Consider the following 20,328-nt stretch of genomic DNA (forward strand, 5'->3'; position numbering starts at 1 on the left):
GTCTCATTAAAAGGGGAATAGGCAGAATGTTACAGGAATTGACAATTAAAAATTTTGCGATCATTTCTTCGTTGCATTTGGGCTTTACTGATGGAATGACCGCTTTAACCGGTGAGACTGGTGCCGGAAAATCGATTATTATTGATGCAGTAAGCTTACTGGCAGGGGCACGCTCTTCGATTGAATATATTCGTCAAGGCAGTGATAAATGTTTAGTAGAAGGACTTTTTGATTTGCCAAAGCAGTCGGATTTTAATGAGTTAATGGAAGAGCTTGGAATTGAAGTCGATGAGGCTGGATTGATCGTTCAGCGAGATCTGAATATTTCAGGAAAAAGTGTCTCACGTGTTAATGGCAGAATCGTGACTCTCGCAAATCTACGTAGAATCGGACAATTTTTAGTGGATATTCAAGGACAAAATGACCATCAAGAATTGATGCATCCAGAATCACATTTACGCCTTCTAGATAGTTTTGGTGATGCAGCATTTCAAGAAATTAAAGTGACTTACCAAACAGCTTACCGAGATTATGTTACCTTGGCGAACCAGGTTAAGAAATTTAAACAAAATGAACAGTCCTTTGTCCAACGAATTGATATGTTGACTTTCCAGCAAGAGGAAATCGGCAATGCTGAGCTAACTCTAGGTGAGGAAGAAAAACTGGTTGAAGAGCGTGACAAACTCACCAATTATCAAAAGATCGTTGACAGCCTTTCCTATAGTTATCAAGCCATGACGAATGAGGAGACAAGTTCCCTTGATGCTATCGGGTCAGCTAGTCAAGAACTCCAAACAATCGCCTCTTTGGATAAAGACTATGAGAATATTTCTGACAATGTGCATAGTGCATATTATCTATTGCAAGACGCTGTTAGCGAGATTGGCCGTCAATTAGACCTGTTAGAGCTTGATGAAGAACGCTTAGATTTGGTTAATGAGCGTTTGGAATTGATTCATCAATTGAAACGCAAATATGGTGATTCGATCGAAATCATTTTAAGCTATTATGAACAAATAAGCCAAGAACTTCTAGATTCAGATTTTTCTGGAGATAAATTGGAAAAACTAGAAAAGGAATTAACAGTCAAAGAAAGTAAGCTGCAAAAATTGGCGGAAAAGCTACGAATTGCCCGACAGAAAATGGCGAAGAAGCTGGAAGCGGCTATTCAAAATGAACTGAAGGATCTTTACATGGAGAATGCCCGCTTCGAAGTGCGCTTCAAAGAAACCGGATTTACTCCTGAAGGTATCGATGAAGTAGAGTTCTTTATTACGACGAATCCTGGCGAACCGCTGAAGCCGCTGGTTAAAGTTGCATCAGGTGGAGAAATTTCGCGCGTCATGTTGGCTCTGAAGACGATTTTTTCAAAAACGCAAGAATTGACTAGCATCGTATTTGATGAGGTGGATACGGGAGTCAGTGGTAGAGTGGCCCAGGCTATCGCGGATAAGATTTATCAAATTGGGCAAAATTCCCAAGCACTTTGTATTACACATTTACCTCAAGTAGCTGCTAAAGCCGATCATCAGCTGTTTATTCGCAAAGAAGTAGTAGATGGTCGAACTTTGACCAAGGTGGAGGAGCTAACTGAGCAAGACCGTACAGAAGAAATTGCGCGTATGTTAGCAGGAACCGAAATCACGGATTTAACTGTCAAGCACGCGAAGGAATTACTGCAACTAGCAAAAAAATAGCCGGAGCATTTGCTCCGGCTATTTGCTTACATAATACTTAACAGACTACTCAAAACTAATGAACCAATTGTTAAAATTAACATGGTCCAAATAACAACCTTTGTAACTTTAGAAAACGTGCTCGTAGATTTTTTGTTATTCATGATGTCACCATCCCTCAAAAAAACTTCAAAATCATCATACTTCATTTTTCAAAACTCCGCAATCAACCAAAAAAAACTTTTAAAAAATACTAAGAAATCTTTTCGCGTCAATATTGCGAATTCAATTGTTAAAACTTGCTAAATCCTTTATATTTTAAATGAATTGAAACACGAATGTAACGATAATGCAGTATAGTGAGGGTAGTAGTTTGAAGAGGAAGGACTGTATTTGTTGGCATCATTTTCACCAATTTTATTGTTATGGTACATTTTCCCGATAATCGTCTTTTTAGCGTCAGATTATATCGTAACAACTTTTAAATTAAAACAACGCTTCAATTTGAAAACGCCAGATATTACGATACCCTTTTTGATTGTTGGAATGCACGAAATATCAAAAAGTATCAGCTCGTTTTCGATTTTACCATATTTTTTATTAACTATTCTATTATTGGGTATTAGCGTAGTCGTATTCCAAGCCTATCGTTATCGCGAAATTATGTATGGTCGCTTCTTTAAAATGTTTTGGCGCTTAACGTTTTTACTTTCAGTTTTAGTCTATTTTATTTTGATTATTGCCAGTATTATTAATGCCTTATAAACTAAAAAAACTTTAAAAAAACTCCAGATTATCCGTAGAAACCTTGAAAAAACACAATGGTTAGTAAAGGTCAAAAAAGTGTTATTTTTGTTTTTTACAAAATGTGGTAGATTGTGGGGGATTGTGGTAGACTAATCTCATGCGGTGGTAAAAAGGGGTGGAGTCTAGATGTTCATGGGCGAATTTCAACATAATATTGATGCTAAAGGTCGATTGATCGTTCCATCAAAATTACGTGAACAATTAGGCGAGAAGTTTGTAGTTACCCGTGGTATGGATGGCTGCTTATTTGGATACACATTACCCGAATGGAACCAATTAGAAACTAAATTAAATGAGATGCCGCTTTCTAAGAAAGATGCGCGCGCATTTGTACGTTTCTTTTACTCCGCAGCAACTGAGTGTGAGATTGATAAGCAAGGACGGATTAATATCCCGGTGTCTTTACGTAATCATGCCTCACTTGAGAAAGAATGCGTGATCATTGGCGTTGCCAATCGGATCGAAATATGGGATCAAGCACGCTGGAATGAATTCACAAAAGAAACTGAAGATAGTTTTGATGACATTGCAGAAACAATGGTCGATTTTGGATTTTAGAGAAGAGGATTATCAATGACAGACTTTCAACATACAACCGTTTTGCTTCGTGAGACAGTTGATGGTCTAGCAATCAAACCAAACGGTATTTATGTTGATTGTACATTAGGTGGGGCTGGACACAGTGAGTATTTACTGTGTCAGTTAAACAATGATGGACATCTTTATGCTTTTGATCAAGATCAAAAGGCAATTGAAAACGCGAAAATTCGTCTAGCTGAATATGTCGCAAAAAAACAAGTGACCTTTGTTAAAGCTAACTTTAGAGAACTTACCACTGAGCTGAATCAGTTGGGTGTGACAGAAGTCGATGGGATTTTATATGACTTAGGTGTCTCATCTCCGCAGTTGGATGAAGCAGAACGCGGGTTTAGTTATCATCAAGATGCGCCATTGGATATGCGGATGGATCAAGATGCACCATTGAGTGCCTACCAAGTCGTGAATGAATATTCCTACCATGAATTAGTAAAAATCTTTTTCCGCTACGGCGAGGAAAAGTTTTCCAAACAAATCGCTCGTTTGATTGAGCGTAAACGTACTGATAAGCCGATTGAAACTACGGGGGAACTAGTTGACCTGATCAAGGAGGCAATCCCAGCTCCGGCACGGCGTAAAGGTGGTCATCCCGCCAAACGCGTTTTCCAAGCTATTCGCATCGCTGTGAATGATGAACTTGGCGCCATTGAAAGTTCCTTGGAACAGGCAATTGATTTATTATCAATTGAGGGCAGAGTCAGCGTGATCACGTTCCATTCATTAGAGGATCGGATCGTGAAAACAATGTTTAAAGAATTCAGTACACCAAAGGATATGCCTCCCGGTTTACCTGTGGTACCAGAGGAATTCCAACCGGTATTGAAATTAGTGAATCGAAAACCCATTATTCCTTCTGAAGAGGAATTACAGGATAATAACCGCGCGAGAAGTGCAAAATTGCGCATCGCTGAGAAAATGAAGAAAGGATAGGAATTATGGCAGAATTAAAAAATAACCAACCATTTCAAGTTGATTCTCAGCAAGAAGAAATTCACCAAACGCCAGATTCTTTCAAAGTCTTCGTTTCTCCTGGTGATCGTTTAAAGAAAATCACACGGGTAGAAAAAATTGCCGTGTTAGCCTTCTTAGTGATGTTGATTGGCTTATCAGTTGTGATGGTCAATTATCGCAATGAAATAAGCAAAACACAAAATGAAATTACAAGCATTCAAACCGACATTGATGCAAAAGAAAAGACAGCAACACAATTACAGCAAGAAAAGAGCGAATTGTCTCGTTCTGATCGTCTAAAAGAAATTGCTGAAAAAGCTGGACTTTCAATCAATGACGACAATTTAAGGAAAGTGAAGTAAATGAGCTTTAAAAGGCTAAAAAGAAAAATCCGAAAAAAGAATTTGACTCCGATGAACAATCGCAAAAAAGTAGGCGTTATTTTGTTTGCTACGAGTATTGGATTGTTCTTTTTATTTGCCGTTCGCATGATCTACGTGGTAGCAGGTGGACACGTAGCTGGAACATCTTTAAAAGTTAAAACCGAAGAGTTGTATCATGGCGGCGAGGTAGTAAAAGCTAAACGTGGCACAATTTATGACCGCAATGGCGAAGTGATTGCTGAAGATGCGACATCTTACTCGATTTACGCGATTCTCTCAGAAAGCTATGTGAACGGCAATGAAAAGCTCTATGCTCAAGAAAAGAATTTTGATGATTTAGCTTCTATTTTAAATAAGTATTTAGGAATCAAAGAAAAGTCAGCCTTAAAGACCCTGAAAAGTGGGATCAATAGTGATGGGACTAGTAAGTATTACCAAGTCGAATTTGGTAATAAAGGTAAAAATATTTCCGAAGAAACGAAACAAAACATCGAGGATGCGATGAAAAAGGATAAGGTCAAAGGACTTTACTTTACAGAACACACGGATCGTATGTATCCAAATGGAAATTTTGCCTCTCATTTTATTGGATACGCACAGCCTGATAAAAAAGAATCACTGGTTGGTATGATGGGTGTTGAAGCGGCTTATGATGATGTTTTAAAAGGAAAAGATGGCAAAGTCGTTTACCAAAAAGATGAAAATCAACGACCGATTCCAGGAAGCGTTGCTGAAGAGAAAAAGGCAGTCAATGGCGAAGATATTTATACTACATTAGATGCTGGTTTGCAAAGTTACTTAGAGACATTAATGGATAAAGTAAGCTCAGAAGCAAAACCATCTGAGATGACCGCCATGTTGATGCAAGCAAAAACAGGAGATATCTTAGCGATGTCTCAGCGTCCAACATTCAACCCTGAAACTAAAGAAGGTTTGGGCGAACAGGATGCATGGCGAAATTTCCTAGTAGAAGATAGCTATGAACCGGGATCGACCATGAAAGTCTTCACTACTTCTGCTGCAGTTAATGAAGGAATCTTTAATGAAAATGAAAGTTATGTTTCTGGAAAAATCCAAGTAGCTGATGCCACTATCAACGACTGGGACTTGGGTAAAAAAGGAATCTTGACAATGCGTCAGGCCCTTTCTTGGTCAAGTAACGTAGGAATGGTCAAGCTAGAAGAACGCTTAGGAGATCGTTGGCCTGAATATGTGAAACGTTTTGGTTTTGGTCAAAGCACCTATTCTGGTTTACCAGGTGAAACTAAAGGAACATTGCCAACGAGCAATATCGTTGACCAAGCAATGAGCTCTTACGGACAAGCAATTGGTGTAACCAATTTCCAAATGATGCGTGGCTTTACTGCTGTAGCAAATGATGGGAAAATGCTTCAACCTCATTATATTGAAAAAGTCTCCAATCCTAATACAGGAAAAGAGATCATTACGAAACCAGAAATAGTAGGTGAACCAATTACAGCTGAAACTGCACAAAAGGTTCGTGAATATATGCGTGATACTGTTGAAAGCGAAAATTATGGTTCGGCTTATGATCAATACAAAGTACCCGGATACCATATTTCTGCTAAAACGGGAACAGCCCAGATTGCAGAGAACGGAAGATACTTAACAGGAGATACGAATTATATCTATTCGATTGCGTTGATGATTCCTTCGGAAGACCCTGAGTATATTTTATATTTAACTATGAAACAACCTCAAGAAAAGCAAGAAGGCATTTTGGGTGAAATTGCGAATCCACTATTAAGTCGTGTAATGGAATTTCAAAATACCGAAACGGATTCTTCTGAAGAAGAAAGCAACACAAAGGTTACGGTAGAGGATTACCGCAATCTCTCAACATCTAAAGCAGCAGCAGATGCAAATAAACGTGGATTAACAGCTGTTGTGATTGGGGATGGAGATAAAGTTATCGAACAGTCTGCGAAGCCAGGCGAGAAAGTTATGGCGAACGAACATCTCATTTTGCTGACCGATGGTAAAAAAGAGATGCCAGACGTCCGCGGCTGGTCTAAAGCAGACATCTTAAAACTAACAAATTTGTTGGATATTGATGTCAGCTTCAAAGGAGACGGTTATTGTACGAAGCAGAGTATTGCTCCTTACGCAGAGGTCTCGAAAAAGAAATTGAAAATTACGTTAGGTTAGACTGGAGAGAATAAAATGCAACCGGCACAACTATTTATTGCTTTTGCCAGTAGTTTCGCAATTACTGTAGCAGGCATGCCTTTTATAATTGGCTACTTTAGGATGAAGAAACAAGGACAAGAAATTCGTGATGAGGGCCCGAAATGGCATAACTCAAAGGCAGGTACCCCGACGATGGGCGGACTTGGGTTTTTAGCCGCAGCTGTGATTACATCGATTTGGTATAGTCTTTGGACAGAAAAAATGACGACTTCACTGTTGATTTTAGTGTTTGTCTTATTGCTGTATGGAATTATCGGCTTTTTAGATGATTTCATTAAACTAGCAAAAAAACAAAATGAAGGGTTGACATCAAGTCAGAAATTCATTGCTCAGGTGATTGTAGCGATTGTTTTTTACGTTATCTATCGAATGGAAGGTTATCCCAATACCTTGAATTTCTTCGGTATTGATTTGCCACTAAATATTATTTATGGCTTGTTTGTGATTTTTTGGTTGGTCGGTTTTTCAAATGCAGTAAATTTAACAGATGGAATCGATGGATTAGTATCTGGCTTAGAAACAATTTCATTTGCCACATACGGAATCATTGCTTGGAAACAACAACAGTATGAGGTTTTAATTGTTTGTCTTGCTGTGATGGGCGGACTAGTTGGCTTCTTTCCTTATAATAAGAAACCAGCAAAAATTTTCATGGGTGACGTTGGATCGCTTGCATTAGGTGGGCTACTGGCAGCCGTGTCGATTATCTTACATCAAGAGTGGACATTGTTATTAATTGGTTTGGTATACATCTTTGAAACAGCAAGCGTGATTATTCAGGTCACTTCCTTTAAAATGACAGGTAAGCGTGTTTTTAAAATGTCACCATTACATCACCATTTTGAGATGTCTGGTTGGTCAGAGTGGAAAGTAGACACAGTGTTCTGGTCTATTGGGCTCATTGCATCCATCATTGTTTTATTGATCGTACTGTAGGAGATGACTGAAAATGAAACAAATTAAACAATATCAAAACGAAAAAGTATTAGTCTTAGGATTAGCGAAGAGTGGATTTAGTGCGGCCAAGTTGTTGAATGACTTGGGCGCACTTGTTACGGTCAACGACGGAAAACCGTTTGAAGAAAACCCAGAGGCTCAAGGGTTATTGGAACAAGGTGTGCGGGTGATCACTGGGCATCATCCGATCGAGCTGCTAGATGAGGATTTTTCTTTAATGGTGAAAAACCCTGGTATTCCTTATGACAATCCATTAGTAGCTAAAGCAGAGGAATTGCATATCCCAATCTTGACCGAAGTGGAGTTGGCTTATCAAGTCGCTGAATGTCCAATCGTTGGTATTACCGGAACGAATGGCAAGACGACGACCACCACCATGATCGGTCTATTGTTGAATCAAGAACGTACTGCTGGGAAAGCCCATCTCGCTGGTAATATTGGCTTTCCTGCCAGTGAAGTGGCTGCTAAAGCATCAGCTGAAGATGATATAGTAATGGAATTGTCAAGTTTCCAATTGATGGGGATTGAAACATTTAAACCACAGATCGCTGTCATTACTAATATTTACGAGGCACATTTGGACTATCATAAAACACGTGAAAATTATGTGGCCGCGAAGTGGTCAATCCAAGAAAATATGAGAGCAGATGATTATTTAGTTTTAAACTGGAATTCAGAAGAATTGCAGGCAATGAGTAAACAAACTAAGGCTCAAATCATTCCTTTTTCATCGAAAGAAAAACTTGAAAATGGAGCTTATTCTATTGATGGGAGTCTTTATTATAAGCAAGAAAAAATCATGGATGCTTCTGAATTGGGAGTGCCAGGCGCTCATAATATTGAGAATGCCTTAGCAGCGATTGCCGTTGCGAAGTTAAAAGGAGTTTCAAATGATGGAATTCGTTCTGCGTTGAGTAATTTTCATGGGGTTCCTCATCGTACGCAATACGTTACCACAATTAATGGTCGTAAGTTTTACAATGATTCAAAAGCGACTAATAGTTTAGCAACAGAAATGGCGTTAAGCGGATTTGATAATGAACAGTTGATCCTGCTTGCTGGTGGATTGGATCGTGGAAATGGATTTGATGAACTGATCCCGTCACTTGAAGGAGTCAAAGCGATTTTACTTTTTGGAGAAACAAAAGATAAATTAGCCGAAACGGCTGAACGAGCAGGAATCAGAACAATTATTATGACTTCAAATGTTGAAACGGCGGTTCCTTTAGCCTATGAACAAAGTGAAGCAGGTGATAGTATCTTGTTATCTCCCGCGAATGCAAGCTGGGATCAATACCCTAGTTTTGAAATCCGTGGAGACAAATTTATGCACGCTGTTAAGCAATTAGAAAAGTAGGGAAATGAAATGAGAATACTTGTTACAGGCGGCGGCACGGGCGGACATATTTATCCAGCCTTAGCGTTTATCCGTTACGTACAAAAAATCCAACCTGATTCAGAGTTTTTATATGTAGGAACGCATCGAGGGTTGGAAAATAAGATCGTGCCTGAGACAGGCATCTCTTTTAAAACAATCAAAATCCAAGGCTTTAAGCGAAAACTTTCGCTTGATAACGTCAAAACTGTCCAGTTATTTATTGAAAGTATTAAACGTTCGAAAGAAATCTTACGAGAGTTCAAACCAGATGTTGTGATTGGTACAGGTGGATATGTTTCTGGTTCAGTTGTTTACGCAGCAGCACGGATGAAAATCCCGACAATCGTTCATGAACAAAATAGCGTTCCGGGAATTACAAACAAATTTCTCAGTCGCTTTGCTGATCGAGTTGGGATTAGTTTTCCAGATGCTGCACAATATTTTCCAGAGAATAAAACTGTCTTAGTTGGAAATCCGCGAGCCCAAGAAGTGGTGACCAGTGGAAAGTCAGAAGTATTAGAACAATATGGTCTGTTGCCAGACATTCCGACTGTCTTAATTTTTGGTGGGAGCCAAGGAGCGCTCAAGATAAATCAAGCGGTTATTCAAGCACTACCTAAGTTTTCACAGAAAGAATATCAAGTGTTATATGCTTCTGGTGATCGTTATTATAATGAAATAGCAGAAAAATTTGATATCGAAAAAATCAATCATAACCTGTCACTTCAACCGTATATCAAAAATATGACAGACGTTATGGCAAATGTTGATTTACTGATTGGACGTGCTGGAGCAACTTCAATCGCAGAACTTACGGCTTTAGGATTGCCAGCTATTCTCATTCCCAGTCCTTATGTCACTAATGATCATCAAACGAAAAATGCTCAGAGTCTTGTCAACGCCGGAGCTGTCAAAATGATCACTGATTCTGACTTAACTGGGGAAAAATTAGTAGAAGCAGTAGATGAAATTATGAATGATCCCGATAAAAAGGCTATGATGGCGAAAGCTTCACGTCAAGAGGGCATCCCAGATGCAGCAGAGCGACTGTGGTCATTGGTCAATGACATTGTAAAATAATTATTTTGGAGGTGAGGACCATTAGTCGTGAAGAGTTTCCAGAAGAAAGCAAAGAGAATCATCAAGTAGAAAAACCAAAGCAAGAGAACTTGACCCCTTGGCAGTTAGCAAATATGGAGTACTTGAAACAAAAAGCGCTCGAAAAGGGCGAGCCAGTGGAGCAGGTAACAACTTCAGAAGAGGCTAATGAAATATCTAGCACTGATGGACCAGCCGAAGAAAAGATAGAAGAGACCGAAAAAGATGAATCTATTGCTTCACAGTCTGAAATTGAAGAGACTGAGATGGAGGACGTTCCAAATGGACCCAAAAATGGTTCATTTTTAGAACGGTTGCCTAATATCAAACATGAGCGCAATCGACGACTCGTAAAGAGATCCTTGATTTTAATTGGATTATTTTCAATCCCAGCCTTATTATTATTGTATTACATATCACCATTAGCTAAGTTAGGCGGTGTGAGTGTAAAAGGTAACGAGAAAATTTCAACGGAGATAATTGAAAAAGAATTGAATTTTAGCGTTGGTGACAATCTTTGGACTCAATATTTTGATCGTAAAGATAACGTAAAAAATTTGAAAAAACGAGAATTGCAAATTGAAAATGCAGAGGTTCGCTTGGATGGAATCAATCATTTTGAGGTAGAGGTAAAAGAATATCCGGAAGTCGCATACCTAGAGAATGATGGAAAGTATTCTCCTGTTATTTCAAATGGAAAAATTATTCCGATTGAAGTAGAAAAGAGTGACGGAGATCTACCTATTTTAGAAAGTTTTACCGGCTCTAAACGAATTCTAAAAGTGCTTGAAGGCTACAAAAAATTATCTGAAGAGGTTAAACAAGGAATATCTCAGATTAAATATGCTCCAACGAATGAAAATAAGGAATTATTGGAAATTTTCATGAACGATGGGAATAAGGTTTTGGTCAGTATCAACGATTTAGGAAATAAGATGAAGTATTATCCCCAAATTGCTAAGGAAATGAACGACAAAGGAATCAAGGGGATTGTAGATATGGAGGCAGGAATTTACAGCTATCCGTATACTGAAAATTCAACTGCTGAGGAATCAGCACAAAACTCAACAGATCAATCTGGAACCGCCGTTGTAAATGATTAAATTTATTACAAGAAAATGTTGAATCTTCTTTTTCATTCTAGGCAAAATGTGTTAAAATTGAAGGCAGTGAATTACTTGCAAAAAATTATATTTCATGCTTAACAGTAAGTTAAAATATTACATCTGAATAAAGCATTTATTTGAAAATAGGAGGGAATCCCATTCATGGCAAAAGCAGGAATGTATGTAGGCCTTGATATCGGGACAACATCGATAAAAGTTGTTGTTGCCGAGTACATCGATAGCCAAATGAATATCATTGGTGTTGGAAACGCAAAATCAGAAGGAATCAACCGTGGGATTATCGTAGATATCGATAAAACAGTACAGGCGATTCAACGAGCAGTAAAACAGGCCGAGGAAAAAGCTGGGATTCAGATTAAAAGTGTCAGCGTTGGACTACCTGCTAACTTGTTAGAAGTCGAACCTTGTCAGGGTATGATCGCTGTTAATAATGAGTCAAAAGAGATTATGGATGAAGATGTTCGTAATGTCGCCTCAGCAGCAATGGTTCGTTCAGTTCCTCCTGAAAGACAAATCGTTGCGCTACTGCCTCAAGAATTTACCGTTGACGGATTTGAAGGCATTAAAGATCCGCGAGGAATGATTGGTGTTCGTCTTGAAATGTTTGGATTAGTATTTACTGGTCCAAAGACGATCATTCATAATATTACAAAATGTGTTGAAAAGGCAGGATTGTCGGTTGTTGAAACAGTAATTACATCCTTGGCTTTAACAGAGTCTATTTTATCTGATGGTGAAAAAGACTTTGGCACGATTGTGATTGATATGGGTGGTGGACAAACAACGACAGCAGTTATGCATGATAAACAGTTGAAGTTCACACATGTGGATCAAGAAGGTGGAGAGTTTGTTACTAAGGATATCTCTATTGTTTTAAATACTTCTTTTAATAATGCTGAGGCATTGAAAATCAATTATGGAGATGCTTATCCAAGTCGGACATCTGCCGACGAAGATTTTCCAGTTGATGTTATTGGTAAAACAGATCCTGTTAAAGTTGATGAACGATATTTGGCTGAAATTATCGAAGCACGCTTGGAACAAATCTTCCGCAAAGCAAAAGAGGCTTTAGATGAAATCGAAGCACTTGATTTGCCAGGTGGGGTTGTCCTAACTGGTGGAGCGGCAAGTTTACCAGGTGTGGTTGATTTAGCGGAAGACATTTTTGGAACCACAGTTAAATTGCATGTCCCAAATCAAATGGGATTGAGAAATCCAGTTTTCACAAATGTCATTAGTATCGTCAATTATTCAGCTGAATTAAGCGACGTTTACCATTTGGCTAAATCAGCGGTTACGGGAGAAAAAGTTTCCTTATCTGCTTCACCACAAACTAATGCTGTTTCAACAGCACCTGTGTATGACGATTATGAAGCATCAACTGATTATGAAGAAGAAACGAAACCAAAAAATGAAGAAAAAGTAACCGGGAAGATTAAAGACTTCTTCTCTAATATTTTTGATTAACTTGTAGGAGGAATAGAAAACATGGAATTCTCAATAGATAACAATATTAACGAAGGTGCTGTTATTAAAGTTATCGGTGTTGGCGGTGGCGGTGGCAATGCTATCAACCGTATGATCGAGGAAAACGTTAAAGGCGTTGAATTTATCGCATCAAACACTGATGTTCAAGCACTTAAAAATTCAAAAGCAGAAACAGTGATTCAATTAGGTCCTAAATACACTCGTGGTTTGGGCGCAGGTTCACAACCAGAAGTTGGTCAAAAATCGGCTGAAGAAAGTGAACAAGCTATTCGTGATGCATTAGAAGGCGCAGATATGGTCTTTATCACAGCCGGGATGGGCGGCGGTACTGGTACTGGCGCAGCTCCAATCGTGGCGAAAATCGCAAAAGATCTGGGCGCTTTAACTGTCGGCGTTGTTACACGTCCATTCAGCTTTGAAGGACCAAAACGTGGACGCTTCGCAGCAGAAGGAATTTCAGCGTTGAAGGAAAATGTTGATACTTTATTGATCATCTCAAATAACCGCCTACTTGAAGTAGTTGATAAGAAAACGCCAATGCTTGAAGCATTCCGCGAAGCAGATAATGTTTTACGTCAAGGTGTTCAAGGTATTTCAGATTTGATTACAGCCCCAGGCTATGTGAACTTGGACTTTGCTGATGTGAAAACTGTAATGGCAAATCAAGGGACAGCTTTAATGGGTATTGGTGTCGCAAGTGGCGAAGATCGTGTTGTTGAGGCAACGAAAAAAGCGATTTCTTCTCCATTACTAGAAACCTCTATTGATGGTGCTGAACAAGTTCTATTAAATATCACTGGTGGATTAGATATGACTTTGTTCGAAGCACAAGATGCTTCTGATATTGTTGCAAGTGCAGCAACAGGCGATGTTAATATTATTCTCGGTACATCAATTAGCGAAGAACTAGGCGATGAAATTCGAGTTACAGTAATTGCGACTGGAATCGATCCAACAAAAAAGGAGCGTAAGGCTACACGTAACACACAACGTGCTAGTCAAATCCAATCAGTTCCACAAAAACAAAATTTAGATATTGAACCTGCAAGAAGCAATGACGGTCAGTCTGCTTTTGGTGAATGGGATATCCGCAAGGAAGAAAACATCCGTCCTAAAGTTGAAGAAACACAATTTGATAACATCGAAAAGAAAGAATTCGAAACATTCAATCGTGAAGAAGTAAAACCTGAAAAAGACGAAGAACTAGATACACCACCATTCTTTCGCCGTAGAAAATAAAAGGGGGAGAGCACATGATCGCTGAAAACTTGCATAGAATCGAGCAAGAGATTCAGGAGTCGTGTGCTCTTGCTTCACGTAACCCAGAGGAGATTACTATGGTTGCGGTGACAAAAAGTGTCGACTCCACGAACGCAAATGAACTCGTTGAACTAGGTGTGACGGATTTAGCAGAAAATCGAGTAGATAAATTGCTGGATAAAAAGCGAAGTCTTTCAAACTATCAGGAGATCAAATGGCATCTTATTGGTAATTTACAGCGTCGCAAGGTAAAATTGATTATAAATGAAATTGATTACTTTCATGCGTTAGACAGTTTACGTTTGGCACAAGAAATACAAAAGCGTGCTGAACATCAAATAAAATGTTTTATTGAAGTAAATGTTTCTGGAGAAGAGTCAAAGCATGGTATCAGACCAAATGAACTTCAAACCTTCGTTAAGGAATTAGAGGGATTAGAGAAAATTCAGGTGATCGGATTAATGACAATGGCGCCATATGAGGCAACGGAGTTAGAGATTCGGAATGTTTTTTCTACTTTGAAACAGCTTCAAGAAAGTGTGAAGGAACAAGACTTGCAATATGCACCATGCACAGAATTAAGTATGGGAATGAGCCAAGACTTCAAAACGGCAATTGAAGAAGGTGCTACTTTTGTTCGAATCGGAACGGCACTATTTAAGAAAGGTTAGGTAAAGTTAATGGGAATTAGTCTAGCAAAGATCACTGATTTTTTTGGTTTAGCAGATGATGATATGTATGAAGAAGAAGCAGCTGCACCTGCTCCAAAGAAGCAGGTTAGCCGCCCAGTAAGCGCACCTTTGAAGAAAGAACGCGTGGCAACACGTCCTACGTATCAAAAGCAGGAACGCTCTCAGGAACGTCCAAAAGAAAGAGTACAGCAGGAAAGGGTTAGCCAACCAGTGGCAGAACCTCAGATCAATCGCAGAGCTGAAACTGTTGCAAAAAGGGCAGAAAGCATGCCGAAGAAAAGTGAAAAAGTTGTGTCAATGCCTAACAATAACAGCAGGGCGCAACGACTTACACCTAGAACAGAAGAAAAGAGAAAAGATCGTATTTCGGTAGTTGAACCGAGAGCTTATAATGAAGCAATGACTATCGCTAAACGCGTAGGTCAAGGCGAGGTGGTCTTAATCAATTTTCAGTCTTTGGATGAAATGAGAGCTCGTCGTGTAGTGGATTTTCTAACTGGTGCAGTCTTTATGATTGATGGTGATATCAAACGTGTTGGAAATGAAATGTTTTTGTGTACGCCAACAAATGTCGAAGTTACCAACTCTACGTTAAGCTCCATGGTTGATGACGATATTTACGGATTAGAAATGTAAAGGAGCCACATAGTTGAATCTACTTATTACACTTTTTTATTATTTAAATCGACTAGTTTATCTTTATACGATTCTTTTAGTCGTTTATGCATTAATGTCATGGTTTCCTGGTGCTTACCAGTCTAAATTTGGTCAACTATTAGGTCGAATTTGTGAACCGTTTCTTGATTTATTTCGACGTTTGCCTTTGCAATTTGGCGGAATCGATTTTTCTGTAATGGCAGCGATTCTAGCATTAAATATTGCGATGGAGGTTTTACAAAGAATTCTGTACAGTATTATTTACTAAGGAGGTGGCAATATGAATGCAAATGTCTATCAACATTTTAGACCTGAAGAGCATCCATTTGTTGACAGTGTTGGCGATTGGTTAGAGCAAGTTGAAAGCCAGTACGCTCCTTATCTGACGAATTTTTTAGATCCTCGGCAAGCCTATATCCTAGAGACTTTGATTCGCGAAAATAGTGAATTGAAATTTTCATTTTATGGTGGCTATGAGCATGCTGAACGTTGTCGTTGCATGATTTATCCAGAGTATTATGAACCGCAAACCGACGACTTTGAACTTGTGATGATTGAGATCAATTATCCGCAAAAGTTTACTGAACTTTCCCATGGAAAAATATTAGGGACATTAATGAACGCTGGAATCAAGCGTGATTATTTTGGTGATATTATTTCTGATGGTGATCGCTGGCAAATATTTTTAGCGAAAGAATCGGCTAATTATATCGTAGGTCAGGTATCTAAAATTGGTCGTGTAACTGTACATTTAGAGGAACGACCATATACGGATATTATTATTCCAAAAGATAGTTGGCTAGAGGAAACTACAACAGCGACTTCCATGCGATTAGATGCGATTATTTCAACAGTTTATAACATCTCACGTCAACGTTCGAAGCAATTAGTTGAAGCCAGTAAAGTAAAAGTAAACTGGTCAGTCAATGAGCGTCCAGATTATATACTTGATCTATTAGATGTTGTTTCAGTTCGTGGGTTTGGACGAATTCAGATTCAAGGTTTAGAAGGAAAAACAAAGAAAGAAAAATTCCGTTTGCGCTTAGGCGTTTTACGAAAATAAATTTTATGAGGTGAGCAAAAAAATGGCATTAACTCCATTAGATATTCAAAACAAAAATTTCTCCACTAAGATGCGTGGATATAACCAAGACGAAGTCGATGATTTTTTAGATATGATTGTTCGTGACTATGAGGACAGTATCGCTAAAAATCGTGAATTAGAAAAAGCATTGAAGCATTCAGAAGAAAAATTAGAGTATTTCAATGAATTGAAAGAAGCGTTGAACCAATCAATCGTTGTCGCACAAGATACGGCCGACAAAGTAAAATCTTCAGCAAGTAAAGAATCTGAAGTGATTGTGACTTCTGCGCAAAACCGTGCGGATGAATTAATTTCTAACGCAATGCAAAAAGCAAACTTATTAACAACGACTGCAGAAGACAAAGCCAAAGAAATTCTAACTGACGCTACTTCTAAGGCTCGTCAACTAGCTGCTGAAACGAATGACTTGAAGAAGAAGACGCGTGTCTTCCATCAACAATTGCTATTGTTGTTAGAAACACAAATTGATCAAGCACGCAGCGGCGACTGGGAAGAAGTCTTAAAACCAATGTCTTCATATGTTGGAGATGGACACGAGGTATTGAAGGAAGTTTTAGCGAATGAACTTGACAACGATACTGAGAATGCAGTAGACTCAGATGAACCAATCGTCCTTGAGGAACCTCAGGAAGATATGGGCTTAACGATTGATATTCCTGAATTGATTAAATCAGATGAAGATTAGAAGTCTAGAACAGAAAAGCTGATTAGATTCTTATTAGCGAGCCGATGACAGTGGAAGATCGGCAGACCCTCTAATTGGAAAGATCCTCTAGATTATTTCGGTTATGAACGATGAGTAGTAATCGACGCGTCATTGCGTTAATGATGATTAGAGGAAACTTAGGTTTCAAATTTGGGTGGTACCACGACAAGCTCGTCCCTTTGCGGATAAGCTTGTTTTTTTGTATATATGTATGAAAACAAAGCGAAAATCTAGTAAACAGTGTCGCTAATGTTCAATTTTATAAATAAAAGGAGACGATCAATAGTGAAGACAAAAGAAACTCTTCAGCTAGGAAAAACCGGCTTCCCAATGCGCGGTAACTTGCCTAACCGTGAAGGTCAGTGGGAAAAAGAATGGGAAGAAAACAAGATTTACGAAAAGCGTCAGAAACTAAATGAAGGTAAACCAACCTTTGTTTTACACGATGGCCCTCCATATGCAAATGGGAACATCCATATTGGACATGCGCTAAATAAAATTAGTAAAGATATCATTGTACGCTCCAAATCAATGTCAGGTTTTCGTGCGCCTTATGTCCCGGGGTGGGACACTCATGGATTACCAATCGAACAGGTTTTAACAAACAAAGGGATTAAACGTAAAGAAATGTCAATGGCTGAATACCGCAAAAAATGTGAAGAGTACGCATTATCGCAGGTGGATAAGCAACGTGAGGATTTCAAACGTTTGGGAATTGCTGGCGATTGGGAGCATCCATACATTACATTGACACCTGATTATGAAGCTGCTGAAATTCGTGTGTTTGGAAAAATGGCTGAAAAAGGGTATATCTATAAAGGCTTAAAACCAATTTATTGGTCACCTTCGAGTGAATCTTCATTAGCTGAGGCGGAAATTGAATATAAAGATGTTAAATCACCTTCAATCTTTGTTGCTTTTAAAGTAAAAGATGGTAAAGGAATTTTAGATACGGATACTTCATTTATTATCTGGACGACGACACCTTGGACTTTGCCAGCAAACCAAGGGATCTCGGTAAACCCAGCCTATACTTACGCTGTGGTAGAAGCGGCAGGAGGTAAATATGTTGTTGCGAAAGATTTGTTAGAGAAGGTTGCAGAGGAATTAGAGTGGGAAAATCCTAAAGTTCTCAAAGAAATTTCTGGAAAAGATCTTGAATACATGACAGCACAGCATCCATTTTATGATCGTGAATCACTAGTTATTCTAGGAGATCATGTAACGTTAGAAGCGGGTACCGGACTGGTTCATACCTCTCCTGGGCACGGGGAAGATGACTACTTTGCATGGAAAAACTACCGAAATGACATTATTTCTCCAGTCGATGATCGTGGAGTAATGACAGCTGAAGCGCCAGGCTTTGAAGGTGTTTATTATGACAAGGTTAATCCAATGGTAACTGAACTGTTGGAGAAAAACGGAGCGCTATTGAAGCTAGAATTCTTTACACATAGCTATCCGCACGATTGGCGTACGAAAAAACCAATCATTTATCGCGCCACTCCACAATGGTTTGCTTCAATTGATAAGTTCCGTCAAGATATTTTAGACGAAATCGAAAAGGTTGATTGGATCATCCCATGGGGGAAAACACGTCTATATAATATGATTCGTGATCGCGGCGATTGGGTTATTTCTCGACAACGCGCATGGGGTGTGCCACTTCCAATTTTCTATGGGGAAGATGGAGAAGCAATCATCACGCCGGAAACTACAGAACATGTGGCGCAATTATTTGCTAAATATGGTTCGAATATTTGGTTTGAGCGTGAAGCAAAGGATTTATTACCTGAAGGATTCACTCATCCAAGCTCACCAAATGGAATTTTCACTAAAGAAACAGATATTATGGACGTTTGGTTTGATTCAGGGTCTTCTCACGAAGCGGTGTTACGTCAACGTGAAGATTTGACGTTCCCGGCTGACATGTATTTGGAAGGTTCTGACCAATATCGCGGTTGGTTCAACTCAAGTATTACAACAAGTGTTGCGATCAATGGCGTTGCGCCATACAAATCAGTCCTTTCTCAAGGCTTTACTCTAGACGGCGAAGGTCGTAAGATGAGTAAATCATTAGGTAACACGATTGTTCCTGGAAAAGTCATTAACCAAATGGGTGCTGATATCTTGCGTCTGTGGGTTAGCAGTGTAGACTATGAGGCTGATGTTCGGGTATCGATGGATATTTTGAATCAAGTTTCAGAAGTTTATCGGAAAATTCGTAATACCATGCGTTTCTTATTAGCAAATACCAGTGATTTTGAACCTTCGACACACACAGTTGCTTATGATGAATTACGTTCAGTTGACAAATACATGTTAGTTCGTTTGAATGAAGTAATCAAAACCATTCGTGAAGAGGGTTATGAGAAATATGATTTCACACAAATCTACAAGACAGTCGTGAACTTCCTGACAGTTGATTTGTCATCCTTCTATTTGGATTTTGCGAAAGATGTTGTTTATATTCAAGCAGAAGATAGCTATGAACGTCGTTGCATGCAAACGGTCTTCTATCAAGCCGCGGTAGCATTGACGAAGTTATTGACGCCAATTATTCCTCATACGACCGAAGAAATCTGGACGTACCTGAAGGAAGAAGAAGAATACGTACAGTTAGCGGAATTGCCAGGCTATGAAACGTTCCCTAACCAAGAGGAATTGCTAGATACATGGAAAGCTTTTATGGATTTCCGGGATAAGGTCTTGAAAGCTTTAGAAGAAGCTCGTAATGAAAAAGTGATTGGTAAATCACTAGAAGCAAAAGTAACCATTTATCCAAATGAACAAGTGGCTGCGATGTTAACAGCTTTAGATGCTGATTTAGCTCAATTGTTGATCGTATCACCAGATTCATTTAGTATCTCAAAGGATAGCGCTCCTGACAACGCTATGGTATTTGATGATGTAGCGATTTTAGTTGAAAAAGCAGATGGCGAAGTGTGTGATCGTTGCCGTCAAGTTCGCACGACAGTTGGAGAAGATGAAAAGCTTCCGCATTTATGTGCCTCATGTGCTCATATCGTAGAAGAAAACTATCCAGAAGCAGTAGCAGAAGGATTAGAATAAAAGACTATAACTATAATAGAAGGAACCCGCATTGAAGTAATTCGGTAAACGTAATATAGTAAAGTGTATTTAAAAATCCCGTAATCATCCTGCATAGTTAAGGATGATGGCGGGATTTGTTAATAGTTTGCGCGGCAGTTCGCTTGAACAGTTTCGTTCCATG

The 20,328-nt window shown here is 39.0% G+C and carries 19 protein-coding genes; 18 read left to right on the forward strand and 1 reads right to left on the reverse strand.

The genetic code is table 11. The features are described from left to right. The first annotated feature begins 26 nt into the window (after positions 1-26). Positions 27-1,697 (forward strand): DNA repair protein RecN, encoded by a 1,671-nt coding sequence (recN, locus tag KQI58_RS15015; protein WP_216409861.1) that lies wholly within the window; start codon positions 27-29, stop codon positions 1,695-1,697. A 26-nt stretch (positions 1,698-1,723) separates the two neighbouring features. On the opposite strand, the gene KQI58_RS15020 is transcribed toward recN, so the two are convergent. Beyond that, on the reverse strand, positions 1,724-1,840 hold the full coding sequence (locus tag KQI58_RS15020; RefSeq protein ID WP_010745911.1) for a DUF4044 domain-containing protein: 117 nt from the start codon (positions 1,838-1,840) through the stop codon (positions 1,724-1,726). A 229-nt stretch (positions 1,841-2,069) separates the two neighbouring features. Here KQI58_RS15020 and KQI58_RS15025 point away from each other — a divergent pair, with 229 nt between their 5' ends. From KQI58_RS15025 to ileS, 17 genes are all read left to right on the forward strand, one after another. Then, the gene (locus KQI58_RS15025) at positions 2,070-2,441 is read left to right on the forward strand and encodes a DUF3397 domain-containing protein (protein WP_216409862.1); all 372 of its coding nucleotides are present in this window, start codon (positions 2,070-2,072) and stop codon (positions 2,439-2,441) included. A 168-nt stretch (positions 2,442-2,609) separates the two neighbouring features. Continuing rightward, positions 2,610-3,041 carry a division/cell wall cluster transcriptional repressor MraZ gene (gene mraZ, locus KQI58_RS15030; protein ID WP_016180546.1) on the forward strand — a complete coding sequence of 144 codons (432 nt, stop codon included), beginning with the start codon at positions 2,610-2,612 and terminating at the stop codon, positions 3,039-3,041. A gap of 15 nt (positions 3,042-3,056) precedes the next feature. After that, the gene (gene rsmH, locus KQI58_RS15035) at positions 3,057-4,010 is read left to right on the forward strand and encodes a 16S rRNA (cytosine(1402)-N(4))-methyltransferase RsmH (protein WP_216409863.1); all 954 of its coding nucleotides are present in this window, start codon (positions 3,057-3,059) and stop codon (positions 4,008-4,010) included. A gap of 5 nt (positions 4,011-4,015) precedes the next feature. Beyond that, a complete protein-coding gene (gene ftsL, locus KQI58_RS15040; RefSeq protein ID WP_216409864.1) occupies positions 4,016-4,393 on the forward strand; it encodes a cell division protein FtsL in 378 nt (125 codons plus the stop codon). Further along, positions 4,394-6,583 carry a penicillin-binding transpeptidase domain-containing protein gene (locus KQI58_RS15045; protein ID WP_216409865.1) on the forward strand — a complete coding sequence of 730 codons (2,190 nt, stop codon included), beginning with the start codon at positions 4,394-4,396 and terminating at the stop codon, positions 6,581-6,583. It abuts the gene before it with no gap. A 15-nt stretch (positions 6,584-6,598) separates the two neighbouring features. After that, entirely contained in the window at positions 6,599-7,561 is a 963-nt protein-coding gene (gene mraY, locus KQI58_RS15050; RefSeq protein WP_216409866.1) for a phospho-N-acetylmuramoyl-pentapeptide-transferase, read from the forward strand. A 13-nt stretch (positions 7,562-7,574) separates the two neighbouring features. Next, positions 7,575-8,939 (forward strand): UDP-N-acetylmuramoyl-L-alanine--D-glutamate ligase, encoded by a 1,365-nt coding sequence (murD, locus tag KQI58_RS15055; protein WP_216409867.1) that lies wholly within the window; start codon positions 7,575-7,577, stop codon positions 8,937-8,939. Positions 8,940-8,948: 9 nt separating this feature from the next. After that, positions 8,949-10,040 carry an undecaprenyldiphospho-muramoylpentapeptide beta-N-acetylglucosaminyltransferase gene (murG, locus tag KQI58_RS15060; protein WP_216409868.1) on the forward strand — a complete coding sequence of 364 codons (1,092 nt, stop codon included), beginning with the start codon at positions 8,949-8,951 and terminating at the stop codon, positions 10,038-10,040. A gap of 5 nt (positions 10,041-10,045) precedes the next feature. After that, positions 10,046-11,161 carry a cell division protein FtsQ/DivIB gene (locus KQI58_RS15065; protein ID WP_216409869.1) on the forward strand — a complete coding sequence of 372 codons (1,116 nt, stop codon included), beginning with the start codon at positions 10,046-10,048 and terminating at the stop codon, positions 11,159-11,161. A gap of 165 nt (positions 11,162-11,326) precedes the next feature. Next, positions 11,327-12,652: a cell division protein FtsA gene (gene ftsA / locus KQI58_RS15070; RefSeq protein WP_216409870.1), complete on the forward strand. Its 1,326-nt coding sequence runs from the start codon at positions 11,327-11,329 to the stop codon at positions 12,650-12,652. A gap of 21 nt (positions 12,653-12,673) precedes the next feature. Further along, positions 12,674-13,912: a cell division protein FtsZ gene (gene ftsZ / locus KQI58_RS15075; protein WP_216409871.1), complete on the forward strand. Its 1,239-nt coding sequence runs from the start codon at positions 12,674-12,676 to the stop codon at positions 13,910-13,912. Between the two features lie 14 nt (positions 13,913-13,926). Beyond that, the gene (locus KQI58_RS15080) at positions 13,927-14,604 is read left to right on the forward strand and encodes a YggS family pyridoxal phosphate-dependent enzyme (protein WP_216409872.1); all 678 of its coding nucleotides are present in this window, start codon (positions 13,927-13,929) and stop codon (positions 14,602-14,604) included. 9 nt (positions 14,605-14,613) lie between these two features. Next, positions 14,614-15,261 (forward strand): cell division protein SepF, encoded by a 648-nt coding sequence (locus KQI58_RS15085; protein WP_216409873.1) that lies wholly within the window; start codon positions 14,614-14,616, stop codon positions 15,259-15,261. Between the two features lie 13 nt (positions 15,262-15,274). Continuing rightward, positions 15,275-15,550 (forward strand): YggT family protein, encoded by a 276-nt coding sequence (locus KQI58_RS15090; protein ID WP_016180558.1) that lies wholly within the window; start codon positions 15,275-15,277, stop codon positions 15,548-15,550. Positions 15,551-15,562: 12 nt separating this feature from the next. Then, complete coding sequence (locus KQI58_RS15095) at positions 15,563-16,345, forward strand: RNA-binding protein (protein ID WP_216409874.1); 783 nt, start codon at positions 15,563-15,565, stop codon at positions 16,343-16,345. A gap of 22 nt (positions 16,346-16,367) precedes the next feature. After that, positions 16,368-17,072 carry a DivIVA domain-containing protein gene (locus tag KQI58_RS15100; RefSeq protein WP_216409875.1) on the forward strand — a complete coding sequence of 235 codons (705 nt, stop codon included), beginning with the start codon at positions 16,368-16,370 and terminating at the stop codon, positions 17,070-17,072. A 306-nt stretch (positions 17,073-17,378) separates the two neighbouring features. After that, a complete protein-coding gene (ileS, locus tag KQI58_RS15105) occupies positions 17,379-20,165 on the forward strand; it encodes an isoleucine--tRNA ligase (RefSeq protein WP_216409876.1) in 2,787 nt (928 codons plus the stop codon). The last annotated feature ends 163 nt before the right edge of the window (positions 20,166-20,328 follow it).

The organism is Enterococcus raffinosus (assembly GCF_018917525.1).
GTDB classification, from domain to species: Bacteria; Bacillota; Bacilli; order Lactobacillales; family Enterococcaceae; genus Enterococcus_A; species Enterococcus_A raffinosus_A.